This is a genomic window from Stenotrophomonas sp. YJH_SMC_48-3 (genome assembly GCF_059369375.1).
The window spans coordinates 440,781-454,972 of record NZ_JCAFSQ010000003.1 but is presented as its reverse complement, the minus strand read 5'-3'; the positions used below and the strand labels follow the sequence as shown (position 1 = coordinate 454,972).

The window sequence follows — 14,192 nt, the reverse complement described above, 5'->3', positions numbered from 1 at the left end:
TGGTGGAATACATCCAGTACTACAACCAGGAGCGCATCAAATTGAAATTGAAGGGCCTGAGCCCGGTACAGTACCGGGAGCAGGCCCAACAGGCCCAATCGGCCGCCTGACCCCTGTCCAAGTCTCGGGGGTCACTTCACCTTGGGGGCTTGGGCGCGCCATCCATGGCGCTTACACCACCGCAAACCCACCTCGCCCGGCCTCTGACAGGCTATAGGCGTGCCAGCCGCGCGATGAAAGAATGAAAAAGCGAAGCCCGCGCTGCGCGCGTGAGTCGAGCGTGGCTCGACTCTACAAGGGCTGCGTGCGGGTATGGGTCTACGCTGCGGCTGTCAGGTCCGCCTTGTCGCGAGCCGAGCACCGCAGGTCCGGCGAGGGCGAAGAGGCGCGGGTGTCTGAGCGCAGCGAGTTCCGCGCCGCCCCTCGGCGGACCGAGGAGCGCAGGGTACCGGCGCGCAGCGCCGGCTCGCGGATGGCGGCGTGTTTCTTTGGTTACTTTCTTTGCACGAGCAAAGAAAGTGACGAGCCCACTCATCGCAGGGAAGCGACGGCGCCGACCAAGCACCCGGCGCCGCCGAACCGCCGTCAGCGCAGGCGGTCCAGCGCCTCAACCAGCTCATCCGCCAGCGGCGCGTTCAGCACGTATGGGCTCTTGCCGTCATCCAGCGCGAACTCCAGCGAAGCCGCGTGCAGAAACAGGCGCTTCAGCCCGATCTGCTCACGAAGCCGCTTGTTCACCGCCGGATCGCCGTACTTGTCGTCACCGGCCACCGGGTGGCCCAGATGCTGGGCGTGCACGCGGATCTGATGGGTGCGGCCAGTCTCGATGCGCACCTCGCAGTACGAATGGCCGCCGCGGCGCTCCAGCACCCGGAAGTGGCTGATCGATTCCTTGCCGATCGCGTTGACCTGCACATGGCGCTCGCCGCCCTGGCGCAGGCCCACGTGCAGCGGCGCGTCCACCGTCATCACGCCATCGGGCATGCGCCCGGCCAGCAGGGTCAGGTAGCGCTTGCGGATGCCAGCGCCATGGTCTTCACGCAGCAGGGCCTGCAGTTCACTCAGCGCCGAGCGCTTCTTGGCCACGATCAGCAGGCCGGAGGTGTCGCGATCCAGCCGATGGACCAGCTCCAGGGTCTGCCCCGGGCGCAGCGCGCGCAGGGTCTCGATCGCCCCGAAGCTGATGCCGCTGCCGCCATGACTGGCCACGCCAGAGGGCTTGTTCAGGGCCAGCAGGCGGGCATCCTCGAACACGATGGCCTGCTCCAGGCGGCGCATGAACGCCTCAGGTGGACCGGCCTTGTCTCCCTCCTCGCTGAGACGCACGGGTGGTACACGCACCTCATCGCCCGCCTCCAGCTTGCGCTCGGCCTTGGCGCGACCGCCGTTGACCCGCACCTGGCCACTGCGCACCAGCTTGTAGACCAGGCTGCGCGGGGCCCCCTTCAGCTGGCCGAGCAGGAAGTTGTCCAGGCGCTGGCCGGCACGGTCGGCGGGAACGGTGATCATGCGCACGGAAGGCTTGTCGCCTGCGGGCTTGGTGGGGTCTTGGGCGGTCATCAGGCTGTTTATTCTGTTACACTCGGGGGGCGAGATAAGGGATTGATTTCGTTGGAAGTTACTCAGGGCCAGAAGCCCAGCTTCCGACGAATCCGGCACAGTGCGCGACCACCGCCCGCGGGGCGGCCATGTTAGCGGCTCACCGGCCTTCCCGGCCATCGCCGGATGCCTGACACGCAACCGTGCTGAACATGTCCCGCGTGGCGCTCCAGCCTGGCTGACAGCTGCCTGCGGCCCTGCAACACCCAAAACCCATAAGAGTGAAGCGCTCCCGCGGCCTGCCGTGGTGTCGTAGCGCTGGAAACCCAAGCCGCCCTCCCCGCGCTTGCGCGAATGGGCGGCGAGCCGTGTCCAGAGGCGAAACCCCATGGCGTTCCGCGCGGTAGCCGCTTGCGAGGAACGCAACAATGAAGCGAATGCTGATCAACGCAACGCAGGCTGAAGAGCTGCGTGTTGCCATCGTGGATGGCCAGTCGTTGTATGACATCGACATCGAGCAGCCGTCGAAGGAACAGAAGAAGTCCAACATCTACAAGGGCCGGATCTTCCGCATCGAGCCCTCGCTGGAAGCGGCCTTCGTCGAATACGGCGGTGGCCGCCATGGCTTCCTGCCGTTGAAGGAAATCTCCCGCGACTACTTCCAGGCCGGCGTCGACCACAACAAGGCCGGCATCCGCGAACTGCTGAAGGAAGGCCAGGAGATCGTCGTCCAGGTCGACAAGGAAGAGCGTGGCAACAAGGGCGCCGCCCTGACCACGTTCATCTCGCTGGCCGGCCGCTACATGGTGCTGATGCCGAACTCGCCCAGCGCCGGTGGTGTGTCCCGCCGCATCGAGGGCGAAGACCGGGCCGCGCTGAAGGACGCGCTGGACAAGCTGAACATTCCCGACGACATGGGCGTGATCATCCGTACCGCCGGCGTCGGCCGCGATGCGGAAGAACTGCAGTGGGACCTGGACTACCTGCTCAACGTCTGGCGCGCCATTGCCGAAGCCGCGCTGAGCAAGCCCGCTCCGTTCCTGATCTACCAGGAATCGCGCCTGATCGTGCGCGCCCTGCGTGACTACCTGCGCGCCGACATCGGCGAGATCCTGGTGGACACCGAGGAGATGTACGAGCACGCCCGCGAGTTCATGCAGCAGGTGATGCCGCAGACCCTGCGCAAGCTCAAGCACTACAAGGACGACATCCCACTGTTCAACCGCTTCCAGATCGAGTCGCAGATCGAAGGTGCATACGAGCGCAACGTGCGCCTGCCGTCGGGCGGCTCGATCGTGGTCGACCAGACCGAAGCACTGACCGCGGTCGACGTGAACTCCTCGCGCGCCACCAAGGGCAGCGACATCGAGGACACCGCGTTCCAGACGAACCTGGAAGCGGCCGAGGAAGTGGCCCGCCAGCTGCGCCTGCGCGACCTGGGTGGCCTGGTGGTCATCGATTTCATCGACATGGCCTCCAACAAGCACCAGCGCGAGGTCGAGAACCGCTTGGCCAACGCGCTGAAGTACGACCGGGCCCGCGTCCAGGTCGGCCGCATCTCGCGCTTCGGCCTGCTGGAAATGAGCCGCCAGCGCCTGCGCCCGAGCCTGGGCGAGTCCAGCCAGATCGTCTGCCCGCGCTGTGACGGCCACGGCCGCATGCGCAGCGTCGAGTCGCTGTCGCTGTCGATCATCCGCGTCGCCGAAGAGCATGCGATGAAGGAGAACACCGGGCAGGTGCTGGTGCAGGCCCCCGTGGAGATCGCCAATTACCTGCTGAACGAGAAGCGCAGCGCCCTGCGCGAGATCGAGCAGCGCCACGAGGCGCCGATCGTGATCGTGGCCGACGAGCAGCTGCATACCCCGCACTACACCGTCACCCGCCTGCGCGAGAACGAGTTGGGTGAAGAAAGCAGCAAGCCCAGCTACCAGCGGGGCACCCCGCGCAAGCTGCCGGTGCACGCGCTGACCAAGGGCCAGCTGAACATCCCGCCGCCGGCGGTGACCCAGGTCAAGCACACCTCGCCCGCCCCGGTTCGCGAGGAAGTTGAGCCGGCCAAGGCAGCCCCGGCCCCGGTCGCGGTCGCACCGACGGCCCCGGCCCCCAGCGGCGGCGTGATCGGCTGGCTCAAGCGCGTGTTCGGTGGCGAGCCGGCCCCGGCGCCGGCGCCGGCCGCTCCGGCGGCGCGTCAGTCGCAGGACGGTGGCCGCAAGGACCGCAACAAGGATCGCAACAAGGACCGCAAGGACCGTCGCGACGACAGTCGTGGCAATGGCAACGCGCAGCAGCAGAAGGATGGCGGCAACCGCAAGGACCGCAGCGAGCAGCGCAAGGACGGCCGCAACGGCAACAACGGCAATGCGCAGCAGCAGCCGCAGCAGGGCAAGCAGAAGGAGCCGCAGCACAAGGATGGCCAGCAGCAGCCGCAGCAGCAGAACAAGCCGCGCAACGAGCAGCAGGGCCAGAACCAGAACCAGCAGCCGAAGCTGAAGCAGCCCAAGCAGCCGCGCCCGCAGCAGCAGGACGGTGACAAGCCGGCCGAGAAGCCGCAGCGCAATGCCGCCGAAGCAGCTGCCGAAGCCGTGACCGCAGCGGCAGCCGTAGCCGCTACGGCCGTCGCCGCCAACGGGGTGAACGCGCTGGAAGCCACCGCGCCGGTGACGCCGGTTGCTCCGGCACCCGCCGCTCCGGTGGAAGCCGCTGCGTCGGCCGACACCGCTGCCAACGCTGGCAGCGCGGCCGAGGTGACTGCGGTTGCCGGCGAGGAGGCTGCAACCGACACCAATGGCGAGCAGGCAGGCGAAGGCGCAACCCGCCGTCGTCGTGGCCGTCGTGGTGGCCGTCGCCGTCGTCGCGGTGGCACCGAGAATGCCGTCGGCAGCGACGCCCTGGGCGATGACCAGGACGATGGTGATGACGGTGAAGATACCGACGGCGCCGAGCCGAGCGTCAACAACACCGCCGGAACCGCTCCGGTTGCTGCGGTGCAGCCGGTCCGTTCGCAGCCGGAGTTCGACTTCGATGACGAAGTCGAGCCGATCGCCATCGAAGCCGGGAAGCCGGCCCGCGCTGCCGCCGCTGCGGTTTCCGCACCGGTTGCGGTGGTGAGCAGCGCCGTGGTCGAAGTCGCCGCCCCCGTCGCGGCTGAAGCGCAGGCGCCGGCCGAGGCTGCTGCGAAAACTGAAACGGTGTCCTCGCCGGTGCAGACCAGCATGCTCGATGCCATCGACGCTGCGACCCCGGTTCAGCCGGTCGCCGACGCCACTCCGGTGGTGGACGCTGCCGCGCCGGTGATCGAAGCAAAGCCGGTTGTGGCTGAAACGACCGCAGTGGCTGAAGCCGCTCCGGTGATCGAAACGAGGCCGGTCGCGGTCGAGGCCGCGCCGGTCGTGGAATCGAAGCCGCAGGTGGTTGAAGCAACCCCGGTGGTTGAAACCAAGCCGGTGGCCAGTGAGAGTGGCCCGGTGGTGGAGGCCGCCCCGGCCGTTGAAGCCACGCCGGTCGTCGAGACTGCGCCGATCGTGGAACAGCCGGTCGCGCCGGTGGCGGTGGAAGCCGCGCCGATCGAGGCCGCTGCCCCGGTCGCCGAAGCCGTGGTGACGCCATCGGTCGATCCGGTCGCCGATGGCCATGCCGACGCCGCAGCGCAGGCTGCAGAAGCCAGGGCCGATGAAGAAGACGAAGAGGCCGCCAAGCGCACGCCTCCGTCGAACTGATCTTGATAGCGTGAAAACGAAACGGCGGGGATCAATGATCCCCGCCGTTTTTGTTTGTGCGTCGGGCCGAACCGTGCCCACCAAGGTTGGCACCTACCCAAGCGTGCCTGCGTCAGGGTTTCGGCGCGAACTGCAGGCGGGTCCACACGCCGTAGTGGTCCGAGGCCCAGCGACCGCTGTCGTCGGGCTGGTCGAACAGGATCTTCGCCTCGCGTGCGACCATCTCGTCCTGCTGGAAGAAGATGTGGTCGATCCGCGACGGCGCCTGGTAATAGTGACGGTTGAGCGTACTGACCGCGGACAGATCGGTGTTGACATGCACGCTGCCGTAGCTGTCGCCGTAGTGGCTGCGCAGCTCGCTCAGGTCGCCGGCATCCACCAGTGCATTGAAGTCGCCAGCGATCACCACCGGTGCACCGGCCGAGGTTGCAGTGATGAAGCGCAGCAGGTCTTCGACCTGGGTGCGACGGATGCGCTGCCCGTTCTCGTCGCTGCGCTCGTTCAGATGCGTGGCGTAGATGTTTACCGGCGTGCCGTCGACGTCGATGCGCAGGTGGGCCACGGTGCGGTAGTCGTCCAGCGGCTGCAGCAGATGATCGCCCTGAGCGAGGATCGGCCGCCGGGTCAGCAGCGCATTGCCGTAGCGCTTGGGTGCCGCGACCGGATCGGTGGACACGAACACATACCTGTAGCCGAGTTGGCCGGCCAGCCATTGCGCCTGGTTTCGCACGTTGCGGCGCTGGATCACTTCCTGCAGGGCAACCGCATCCGGCTGCAGGCGCTTGAGCTCGGCCAGGATGGTGCGGCGCCGGCTCGGCCAGTCTTCGCGGTCGTGGTGCAGGTTGAAGGTGACCATGCTCATGCCCGGCGCGCTGGCAACGTCGGGCGCCACAGTCGTGCCAGCCGGTTCAGCCGCCATCATCACGCCCGGCAATGCCATTGCAATGGCCAGCCCCAGGGCGCGCACCGACGTGCGCACCTTCGCCCGCTGCTGCTTCATCGTTACTGTCCCTTGCGCTCGGCGCGGCGCACTGCGCTCGGCACGTCGATCTCGATCCGCGCCGGCAGCTGGTGCACGTGCAGTTCTCTGTTGACCCACTGGGCCGCTTCACCGTTGATGCTCGCCTCGCCCGGGTCGCCGGCATACGGCCACGGCAGCACCACACCACCGACCGGCGGCACCAGGCCCGGTTGCACCTCCAGCACCAGCTGCTTGTCGCTGCGCTGCAGGCGGTAGTTCAACTGCCCCTGCGGCGTGCGCAGGCCCTGCACGGCAATGCCCTCGCCCTGCAGCCACGCGGTCGGCACGCCGGCGGCCAGTACCAGCGCATCGTCCAGATCACGGTTGTAAGCGAACATGTCCAGCGCAGAGCGCACGAAGTCCGAAGCCACCCAGGCGTGCGGCAGGTCACCGACGAAGAACGGCTTGCGCGGCGTGCGCGAGACCACTTCGGCCCACTGGTTCCAGGCCTGTGGCGCGCGGTCCCTGAAGAAGAACTCGGTGGCCTGCCAGGCGCGGTCGCGCCAGCCCAGGCGCACGAACGCTGCCACGTTGCGCCATTCGTACGGGGTGTAATCCTTCCACTCGCGCTTGCCATCGCGACGGGCAACGAACTCGTTCCAGTAGCGCTCGAAGGTCGCCTGCAGCGCCTGCTGCGGCAGCCGGCCCTGCTCGCCGCCGGGGGCAAGCGCGATCGTGGTGGAGGTCGCGTCGAAGTCGCCCAGCTCGGCCGAGCCCGGCAGGTAATCGATCTTGTGCTGCTGCATCGCCGACAGCAGCGAGGCCTGCAGGTCAGCACGGAACTGGTCGCGCGATTCGGCGATCTGCATCGCCTCGACCTTGCCCAGCTGGGTCGCCAGCAGCGCCGCGTCCTTGTAGCCGCGCAGCGCCCAGAAGTTGTCCCAGTAGGAATGCATCGGCTTGGCCGAATAGCCTTCATGGCTGATCGAGGCCGGCATCATCCCGTAGAACGCCGGGTTGCGCGCGCGGTTTTCCTCGGTGCGCTCGCTGGCGCGCAGCTGCTCCATGTAGTGGTAGGCGCCCTGCACGTGCGGCCACATCAGCTCGGTGAACGTGCTGTCGCCGGTGTAGCGCCCATACTCGGCGATGCTGTAGATCAACTCGCCATGGCTGTCGTTCTCCGGCACCGGGTCGCTGCCGCGCGCGTCGACGCAGCACGGCACCTTGCCGTTTTCGAACTGGTACGGCGCATACCAGTTGATGTAATCGCGCACCGCATCACTGCGCCCCATGCGCAGCAGGCCCTCGGAGATCATCGCGCCGTCGCGGATCCAGCTGCGCGCATACGACCGCGTGCCCGGCTGCAGGCGCGGTCCGACACGCGAGATCAGCATGTGCGCCACCGCCGTGCGCAGGGTGTCGACCAGTGGCTGGCCTGCAGCAGGCACCTGCAGCGAAACCACGCCCAGCTTCTTCCGCCATTGCTCGGCCACCTGCGCCTGCGCCTTGGCCACATCCAGCGCCTGCGGCGCCCAGCCACCGGTCTGTGGCAGCACCACCGCCACCTCACGGTTCTGCCCGGGCTCCAGCCTGATCGTGTACACCAGCGCACCCGACGCCATGCCGGTGCTGTCCTTCACCGCCGTGGTCGCCGGGTACGTGCCGCTTTCCAGATGCATCGCATCGAGCTTGCCATCGAACGTACTGGCAAAGCGCGCGTCCGGTACCTGCAGCGGATAGATCCGCGGCTCACCGTTGACCCGAACCAGCTGCTCACCTACATCCAGGGCATCAATCCGGCTGAAGCCTCCGACGGTATTAAGGAACTGGGTGGGCGGATTGACCTGCCACGGCCGTATCGCCAGTGCCAGGGTGTATTCGTGCGCGACCTTGTCCGGATTGCTCAGCCGGTAGCGGCCGATCAGCTGCGCACGCTCGGGCGTGCCCTGCACGAAACCGGTCACCGAGAGTCCGGCCTTCTCATGCACCCAGTCGACGGTGGCGATCGGCAGGTAGTGATCCTGCAGCGACTGAGTGATAGCCACTTTCGACCAGTCCAGCAGCTTGCCGTCCAGGCGGATGAACGGCTCGATGCTGAAGCTGCCCTTGGCCGGCTCCAGCGCGCCATCTTCGCTGATCAGCGCCTGCTCCTGGCCACCATCGAGGCCGAGCAGGGTCCAGTAGGGCTGTTCGCCCACATACGCGCGCGGCAACGAACCGCGCGGCAGATCGGCGGCTACCGAGGACAGGAAGGCATTGGGCGTGGCGGCGAACGCCAGCGGCTTGAGTGCGATGTCACGGATGCCGTAGCGCCAGTTCGGGCCATCGCGCAGATCGAAACGCACGTAGCGCGCGTCGGTATCCGGCAGGGCAAGCCAGTCGCGGCCACCGGCACCGCTGGTCACTTCGCGCACGATGCGCCAATCCCGGCCATCCTCGGACGTCCGCACGGTGTAGCGATTGGCTTCCAGGTTCGGCAGCCAATCGATCACGACACCGCCGATCTCGCGGCTCTTGTGCAGGTCCAGGCTGATGGTCTGCTGCTTGACGCCACCGCTGATCCAGAACGTGTCGCTCTTGCCGTCGATCATGCGGTCCTGCAGCGCGGTGGCGGTATCGGCAATCACCGACGGCACCAGCGCCGAATCATCCTGCGGTGGCAGCCCCTGCAGGGTCAGCCTGTCGAAGCATACGGTGCCGCGGCCGCCGACCTTGCTGTAGATCGTGAACTCGACGGCGGCGCTGCGCGCCATCTCCTTCTCGGGCGAGGGACCCCACGCCTTGTCGATCTGGCGGCGGCGGTACTCGACCGGCGTCCAGCCCTTGGGGAAACTGTAGCCGGGCCGATTGACCCACCAGACGTTGTCGCCGCTGGCATCGATCAACTTGAACTGCAGGTCGTTGCCCGGTGAATCACCGCGCAACTGGAAGCCGAAACGGTAATTGACCGGGTATTCGATGTTCAGCGCGCGGCGGATGCCGACGTAGCCGGAGACATCGTGGAAGTCATAGTCCAGGCACAGCGCGCGGCCGCCGCCAGCGCCACTGACCGGGCGCAGCGAACCGCTGACCTGGTCGGACAGCACCAGCTTCCAGGCCGCGACGTCGTCGAAGTCGTCCAGCACCTTCGGTGCCGGCAGCGCCGGTGGCGCGGCGATCGCCAGGGAGGTCCACAGCAGGCCCAGTCCAACGGCGATCGCTCGCTTCATCCCTTGACGCTCCCCAGCAACAGACCTTGGATGTAGTACCGCTGCAGCACCAGGAACAGCGCCAGCACCGGGACCACGGTGACCACCGCGCCGGCCATCATCATTTCCACGTCCATGATGTGCTCGCGCGAGAGGGTGGCCAGCGCCACCGGCAAAGTGTAGTGCTCCTGATCGGTCAACACGATCAGCGGCCACATGAAATCGTTCCATGCGCCCATGAAGGTGAAGATCGCCAGGGTCACCAGCACCGGCTTGAGCATCGGCAGCACGATCTGGAAGAAGATGCGCAGCTCCCCTGCCCCGTCGATACGCGCCGCTTCCAGCAATTCGTCCGGAATCGAACGCGCGTACTGGCGTACCAGGAAGATGCCGAACACGCTGGCCAGCGCCGGCACGATCACGCCGCCGAAGCTGTTGACCAGGCCCAGCTGCTTCATCAGCAGGAACAGCGGCAGCATCGCCACCTGCGCTGGAATCACCAGCGCCGCCATCAGCACCTGGAACAGGCGCTCGCGGCCGACGAAGTTGAGCTTGGCGAACGCATAGCCGGCCATGGTGTTGAGCAACAGCGAGCCAAAGGTGATCGCCAGCGAGACGAGCAGACTGTTGGCGAAGTTGCCGCCCATGCCAGTGCGCGCGAACAGCTCATGGTAGTTGTGCGTGGTGATGCTGGAAGGCAGCAGCGGCGGCGGGAAATGGCTGGCCTCGCCCTGCGGCATGAACGAGACCGAGAGCATCCACAGCAGCGGTGCCAGGCTGACCAGGGCCAGCACCAGCAACGCACCATTGATCAACCACGGGTACCAGCGCGACTGGCCGATTTCACGACTCATACCAACTGCCTCTTGCGGCCGAAACGCAGCATCACGGTGGTCACCGCCAGGATGATCAGGAACAGCAGGAACGCCACGGCGGAGGCGCGTCCCAGGTTCCACCACTTGAAGCCTTCCTCGAACATGAAATACAGCACGCTGACGGTGCTCTGCAGTGGGTCGCCGCGGGTCATGACATACGGCTCGGCGAACAGCTGGAAGTAGCCGGACACGGTAATCACGCCGACCACCAGCAGCACCGGGCCGAGCATCGGCAGGGTGATGTGCAGGAACTGCTTCCAGCGCGAGGCGCCGTCGATGCGCGCAGCCTCGTACAGGTCATGCGGGATCGCCTGCAGGCCGGCCAGGAAGATCACCATGTTGTAGCCGAAGTTCTTCCACACCGCGAACAGCATGATGGTCGGCATCGCCCAGTTGGGATCGCCCAGCCAGTCGATCGGGCTGATGCCCAGGTGGCCCAGGCCGTAGTTCACCAGGCCGTAGCTGGTGTGGAACAGGTAACGCCAGATTACCGCCACCGCCACCAGCGTGGTCACCACCGGCGCGAACAGCGCGGTGCGGAACAGCGCCTTGAAGCGCGCGGCCGGCGCGTTGAGCAGCATCGCCGCGCCCAGCGACACGCCGATCGACAATGGCACCCCGATCAGCACGAAGTAGGTGGTGTTCCACAGCGACTTCCAGAACATCGGTGTCTGCAGCAGGTCGATGTAGTTGCCGAGGCCGACAAACCGCAGGTTGCTGCTGTCAGCCAGGGCATACAGGTCGAAGTCGGTCACGCTCAGCGCCAGCGCCGAAGCCACCGGCAGGCCGAAGAACACGCCCAGCACGATCAACGAGGGCCCGGCGAAGATCCAGCCGGCAAGCGAAGTACGTTTCATTGCGCGCTCCCGGCGGCTACGGCACTGCTGGACTGCGACGACGGTGCGCGCTGCTGCAGGCGTTGTTGTTCATGCATCCAGCGGCGCTTGGCCAGCACCTTGTCCACGCGCTGGTCCAGTTCTTCCACGGCCTTGTCCTGCGGCAGGCCACCGCGCACCACCTTCTCGGTGACGATGCGCATTTCCTGCACGATGCGCTCCCATTCGAGCACCTTCGGCGTCGGCTTGACCCGCTCCAGCTGGTCACGGAATGCCGCTGCCAGCGGATCGTTGGCCAGCGACGGTGCGTTCCAGGTACTGCGGCGCGGCGGCAGGTCGCCGATGATCGAATGGAAACGCGCCTGGATCTGCGGCCGCGACAGGAACTCGATCAGCTTCCACGACGCTTCCTTCTGCTGCGACTTGCGGAAGATCACCAGGCTGGTGCCACCGGCGATGCCGGCGCCGGGGCCGTCCGGACCCGGTAGCGCCGCGGTGCCCCACTGCCCTTCCAGTTCCTTCGGCTGCAGCTTCTTGAACTCGCGGATGTTCCAGGGGCCGGAGATGTAGAACACGTTGAAGCCGCGGAAGAACTCGTCCCAGACGTTGGAGATCTGCGTCTCGGACATCTTCGGCGCCCAGCCCTGCTCGAACATGTTGGCGTAGAAGGCCAGCGTGCGGCGGAACCCCGGGCTGGCGAAATTGCCGCGGGTGTCATCGTCGCGCAGCAGCGGATCGGGTTGCTGCAGTGCCAAGGACAACTGCTGCTCGAACTCATTGATCGGCATCAGCACCGCATAGCGGTTCGGACCCTGCATGCGCTTGATCGCCGCCATCTGCTCGTCCCACTCGGCCCAGGTACGCGGCGGGTGGTCGTAGCCGGCCTTGGCCAGCAGGTCCTTGCGGTAGTAGATCAGGCGTGTATCGACGTACCACGGCACGCCCACCAGCTCGCCGTGGATCACGTTGGTATCCCAGATGCCCTGGAAGTAGTCCTTTTCATCAACGACCGCCGAGTGATCGACGAACGGCTGCAGCGGTGTCAGCGCATCGAGCTCGGCGAACTCGGGCACCCAGGTGTTTCCGAGCTGGCAGACATCCGGCAGGCCATCGGCAGCGAACGCGGTCAGCAGTTTCTCGTGCGCTGCCGTCCACGGGATGTTCTGCACATCCACCTTGATGCCGGGGTTCTCGGCCTCGAACTCGTGGATCAGCTCGCTGACCACCTCGGCTTCGCGACCCATCGCCCAGAAGCGCACGGTGGTGGTTCCAGGCTCGGTGCGGGCGCAGCCGGCCACGGCCAAAGCGGCCAGGGCGGGCAGCGCCCAGCGGCGCAGGCGGTCGATCCAGTTCGGCACCGGGTTACTTCCCCTGCCCTGTGTTGCGGTTGGCATTGTTTTTCTGTTCCTGCGCGGCAGCCGCGCGTGATTCGGCGATACCCACCGCGCGTGCCGCCGCGGCCTTTTCGTCCTTCTGCAGCTCCAGCGGCTGGAACGCGCCTTCCGGCGCCAGCCAGCCACCGCTGAACCCTGCCCGCTCCAGTCCCTTGCGGATGTAGGGGTTCTTCTTCATCACCTCCCACACGAAATCGTTGCGGTAGTTGGCGATCATGGTCAGGATCGGTCCCTGGTCGATGGCGATGTAATCGCTGGCGACCCAGCCGCGATCCGGCACCAGGCGGCCGGTCTTGATAGGGATGTCGTAGTTGAAGCTGGGGTTGAATGAATCCAGGAAGCCGTAGCTGGAATAGATGTAGTCGCCGTAGCGCTTGTGCATTTCCAGCGTGGCCGGGATCACCTGCTCCGGCGCAAACACCACCGAGGCGATCGCAGCAGTCGGGGCGATGGTGCCGTCATCGAAATTCTCGCGCAGCCCAGCGCCGCGCGAGGAGTAATGGCGGAACTGGCGCTGCTCGCCGCGGTACTCCTGCGTGGTGTTCTGCGGGCCATCGCTGGCGGTCAGGCCCCACACATTCTCGCCATACTCCTTCCACTGCATCGGGTTGGCGATGGCGTATTCGCGCTGGGCCAGCGCAGCCGAGCGGCTGTTGAGGAAATAAGTGCTGCCGCGCTCGCGCATGTATGCGTCCTGGATATCGCGGAAGTCGATCCAGACGTGGCTGTACTGGTGGCCGAACAGCGGGCCGAAGGACAGGTATTCCTGGCCCTGGTAAACACCCCAGTCGTTGTCGTAGGTGCGCGTCCACACCGTCCACGCATCCGGGCTGACCGGGTGCGTGGGCGACCCCAGGGCAAGGATGTAGACCATCATCGCCTCGTTGTAGCCCATCCAGTCGTGGTCGATGAAGCCGCTCTCGGGGAACCAGCCCATCGAGATCAGCGGCGCACGCTGCTGCAGCCACGGCCAGTCCACCTTCTTGTACAAGGTGTCGGCGATCTGGCGGATCTCCTTCTCGCGCGGATCATCGCCGTCGTAGTACGACTGCGCGAACAGCACGCCCATCATCAGCAGTGCGGTATCCACCGAGGACAGTTCGACCCAGCTGTCGTAGCGACGGCCTTCCTGCATGTCCAGGAAGTGGTAGTAGAAGCCCTTGTAGCCGGCCTTGCCGGTGCGCTGCGGGCCCATCGGCACATCGCGGAAGAACTTCAGCGTGGTCAGCGTGCGGTCGATGGCCTGGTTGCGGCTGACCCAGCCGTTTTCTATGCCGATCGGATAGGCAGTCAACGCGAAACCGACCGAGGCGATGCTGGCGAACGGCCGTGACGGGTAGCGGTCCGGGGTCAGGCCGTTCACTTCGTTGGTGGTGTCCCAGAAGAACTGGAAGGTGCGGCGTTCGATGTCATCGAACAGCGGCGGAAGCTCCGGCTTCATCGGCCGCGGCGGTGCGTCGGCCTCGATCAGGATCACCGGCGGGCGGGGCTTGGCAGGTTCCTGCTGGGCCGGCTGGCAGGCGGCCACGGCCAGGCTCAGCGCTGCGGCGGACAACAGATGGCGTGCCTGCATGGCGCGGTTCCTCCGGTGGTCTGATCGATGGGAAAGCATACCGTCCAATGATCTGAAATCGTTTACAAGGTGCGTTCTTAAAAAAACCACGAAAAACGTGGCTTGACACC

The 14,192-nt window shown here is 66.2% G+C and carries 9 protein-coding genes; 2 read left to right on the top strand and 7 right to left on the bottom strand.

Annotation, left to right across the window (positions count from 1 at the left end; translation table 11 throughout):
• Positions 1–110: IS3 family transposase (locus tag AC5P65_RS07185; protein ID WP_288037892.1), on the top strand; the 110-nt coding region annotated here is incomplete at its 5' end.
• Positions 111–585: 475 nt separating this feature from the next.
• Here AC5P65_RS07185 and AC5P65_RS07180 read toward each other — a convergent pair.
• Positions 586–1,560, bottom strand: coding sequence for an RluA family pseudouridine synthase (locus tag AC5P65_RS07180; RefSeq protein WP_031269982.1), 975 nt, complete (start codon positions 1,558–1,560; stop codon positions 586–588).
• Positions 1,561–1,967: 407 nt separating this feature from the next.
• Here AC5P65_RS07180 and AC5P65_RS07175 point away from each other — a divergent pair, with 407 nt between their 5' ends.
• On the top strand, positions 1,968–5,255 hold the full coding sequence (locus AC5P65_RS07175; RefSeq protein WP_111097841.1) for an Rne/Rng family ribonuclease: 3,288 nt from the start codon (positions 1,968–1,970) through the stop codon (positions 5,253–5,255).
• Positions 5,256–5,367: 112 nt separating this feature from the next.
• On the opposite strand, the gene AC5P65_RS07170 is transcribed toward AC5P65_RS07175, so the two are convergent.
• The 6 genes from AC5P65_RS07170 to AC5P65_RS07145 are packed head-to-tail and all read right to left on the bottom strand — an operon-like array spanning position 5,368 to position 14,082.
• A complete protein-coding gene (locus tag AC5P65_RS07170) occupies positions 5,368–6,255 on the bottom strand; it encodes an endonuclease/exonuclease/phosphatase family protein (RefSeq protein ID WP_019660456.1) in 888 nt (295 codons plus the stop codon).
• Between the two features lie 2 nt (positions 6,256–6,257).
• Positions 6,258–9,425, bottom strand: coding sequence for a discoidin domain-containing protein (locus tag AC5P65_RS07165; RefSeq protein ID WP_111097842.1), 3,168 nt, complete (start codon positions 9,423–9,425; stop codon positions 6,258–6,260).
• Positions 9,422–10,258 carry a carbohydrate ABC transporter permease gene (locus AC5P65_RS07160; protein WP_111097843.1) on the bottom strand — a complete coding sequence of 279 codons (837 nt, stop codon included), beginning with the start codon at positions 10,256–10,258 and terminating at the stop codon, positions 9,422–9,424. Before AC5P65_RS07160 ends, AC5P65_RS07165 begins: the two co-directional genes overlap by 4 nt.
• Complete coding sequence (locus AC5P65_RS07155) at positions 10,255–11,136, bottom strand: carbohydrate ABC transporter permease (RefSeq protein ID WP_005410323.1); 882 nt, start codon at positions 11,134–11,136, stop codon at positions 10,255–10,257. Before AC5P65_RS07155 ends, AC5P65_RS07160 begins: the two co-directional genes overlap by 4 nt.
• A complete protein-coding gene (locus AC5P65_RS07150; protein WP_194445152.1) occupies positions 11,133–12,509 on the bottom strand; it encodes a sugar ABC transporter substrate-binding protein in 1,377 nt (458 codons plus the stop codon). The genes AC5P65_RS07155 and AC5P65_RS07150 overlap by 4 nt, the downstream gene beginning before the upstream one ends.
• A complete protein-coding gene (locus tag AC5P65_RS07145) occupies positions 12,478–14,082 on the bottom strand; it encodes a glucoamylase family protein (RefSeq protein WP_019660460.1) in 1,605 nt (534 codons plus the stop codon). The genes AC5P65_RS07150 and AC5P65_RS07145 overlap by 32 nt, the downstream gene beginning before the upstream one ends.
• Between the last annotated feature and the right edge of the window lie 110 nt (positions 14,083–14,192).

What these genes read in the sequence shown, in the direction of transcription:
- AC5P65_RS07160 (WP_111097843.1), bottom strand. Translation starts at nt 10,258, where the DNA reads ATGAGTCGTGAAATCGGCCAGTCGCGCTGGTACCCGTGGTTGATCAAT.
- AC5P65_RS07180 (WP_031269982.1), bottom strand. Translation starts at nt 1,560, where the DNA reads ATGACCGCCCAAGACCCCACCAAGCCCGCAGGCGACAAGCCTTCCGTG.
- AC5P65_RS07170 (WP_019660456.1), bottom strand. Translation starts at nt 6,255, where the DNA reads ATGAAGCAGCAGCGGGCGAAGGTGCGCACGTCGGTGCGCGCCCTGGGG.
- AC5P65_RS07175 (WP_111097841.1), top strand. Translation starts at nt 1,968, where the DNA reads ATGAAGCGAATGCTGATCAACGCAACGCAGGCTGAAGAGCTGCGTGTT.
- AC5P65_RS07150 (WP_194445152.1), bottom strand. Translation starts at nt 12,509, where the DNA reads ATGCCAACCGCAACACAGGGCAGGGGAAGTAACCCGGTGCCGAACTGG.
- AC5P65_RS07145 (WP_019660460.1), bottom strand. Translation starts at nt 14,082, where the DNA reads ATGCAGGCACGCCATCTGTTGTCCGCCGCAGCGCTGAGCCTGGCCGTG.
- AC5P65_RS07155 (WP_005410323.1), bottom strand. Translation starts at nt 11,136, where the DNA reads ATGAAACGTACTTCGCTTGCCGGCTGGATCTTCGCCGGGCCCTCGTTG.
- AC5P65_RS07165 (WP_111097842.1), bottom strand. Translation starts at nt 9,425, where the DNA reads ATGAAGCGAGCGATCGCCGTTGGACTGGGCCTGCTGTGGACCTCCCTG.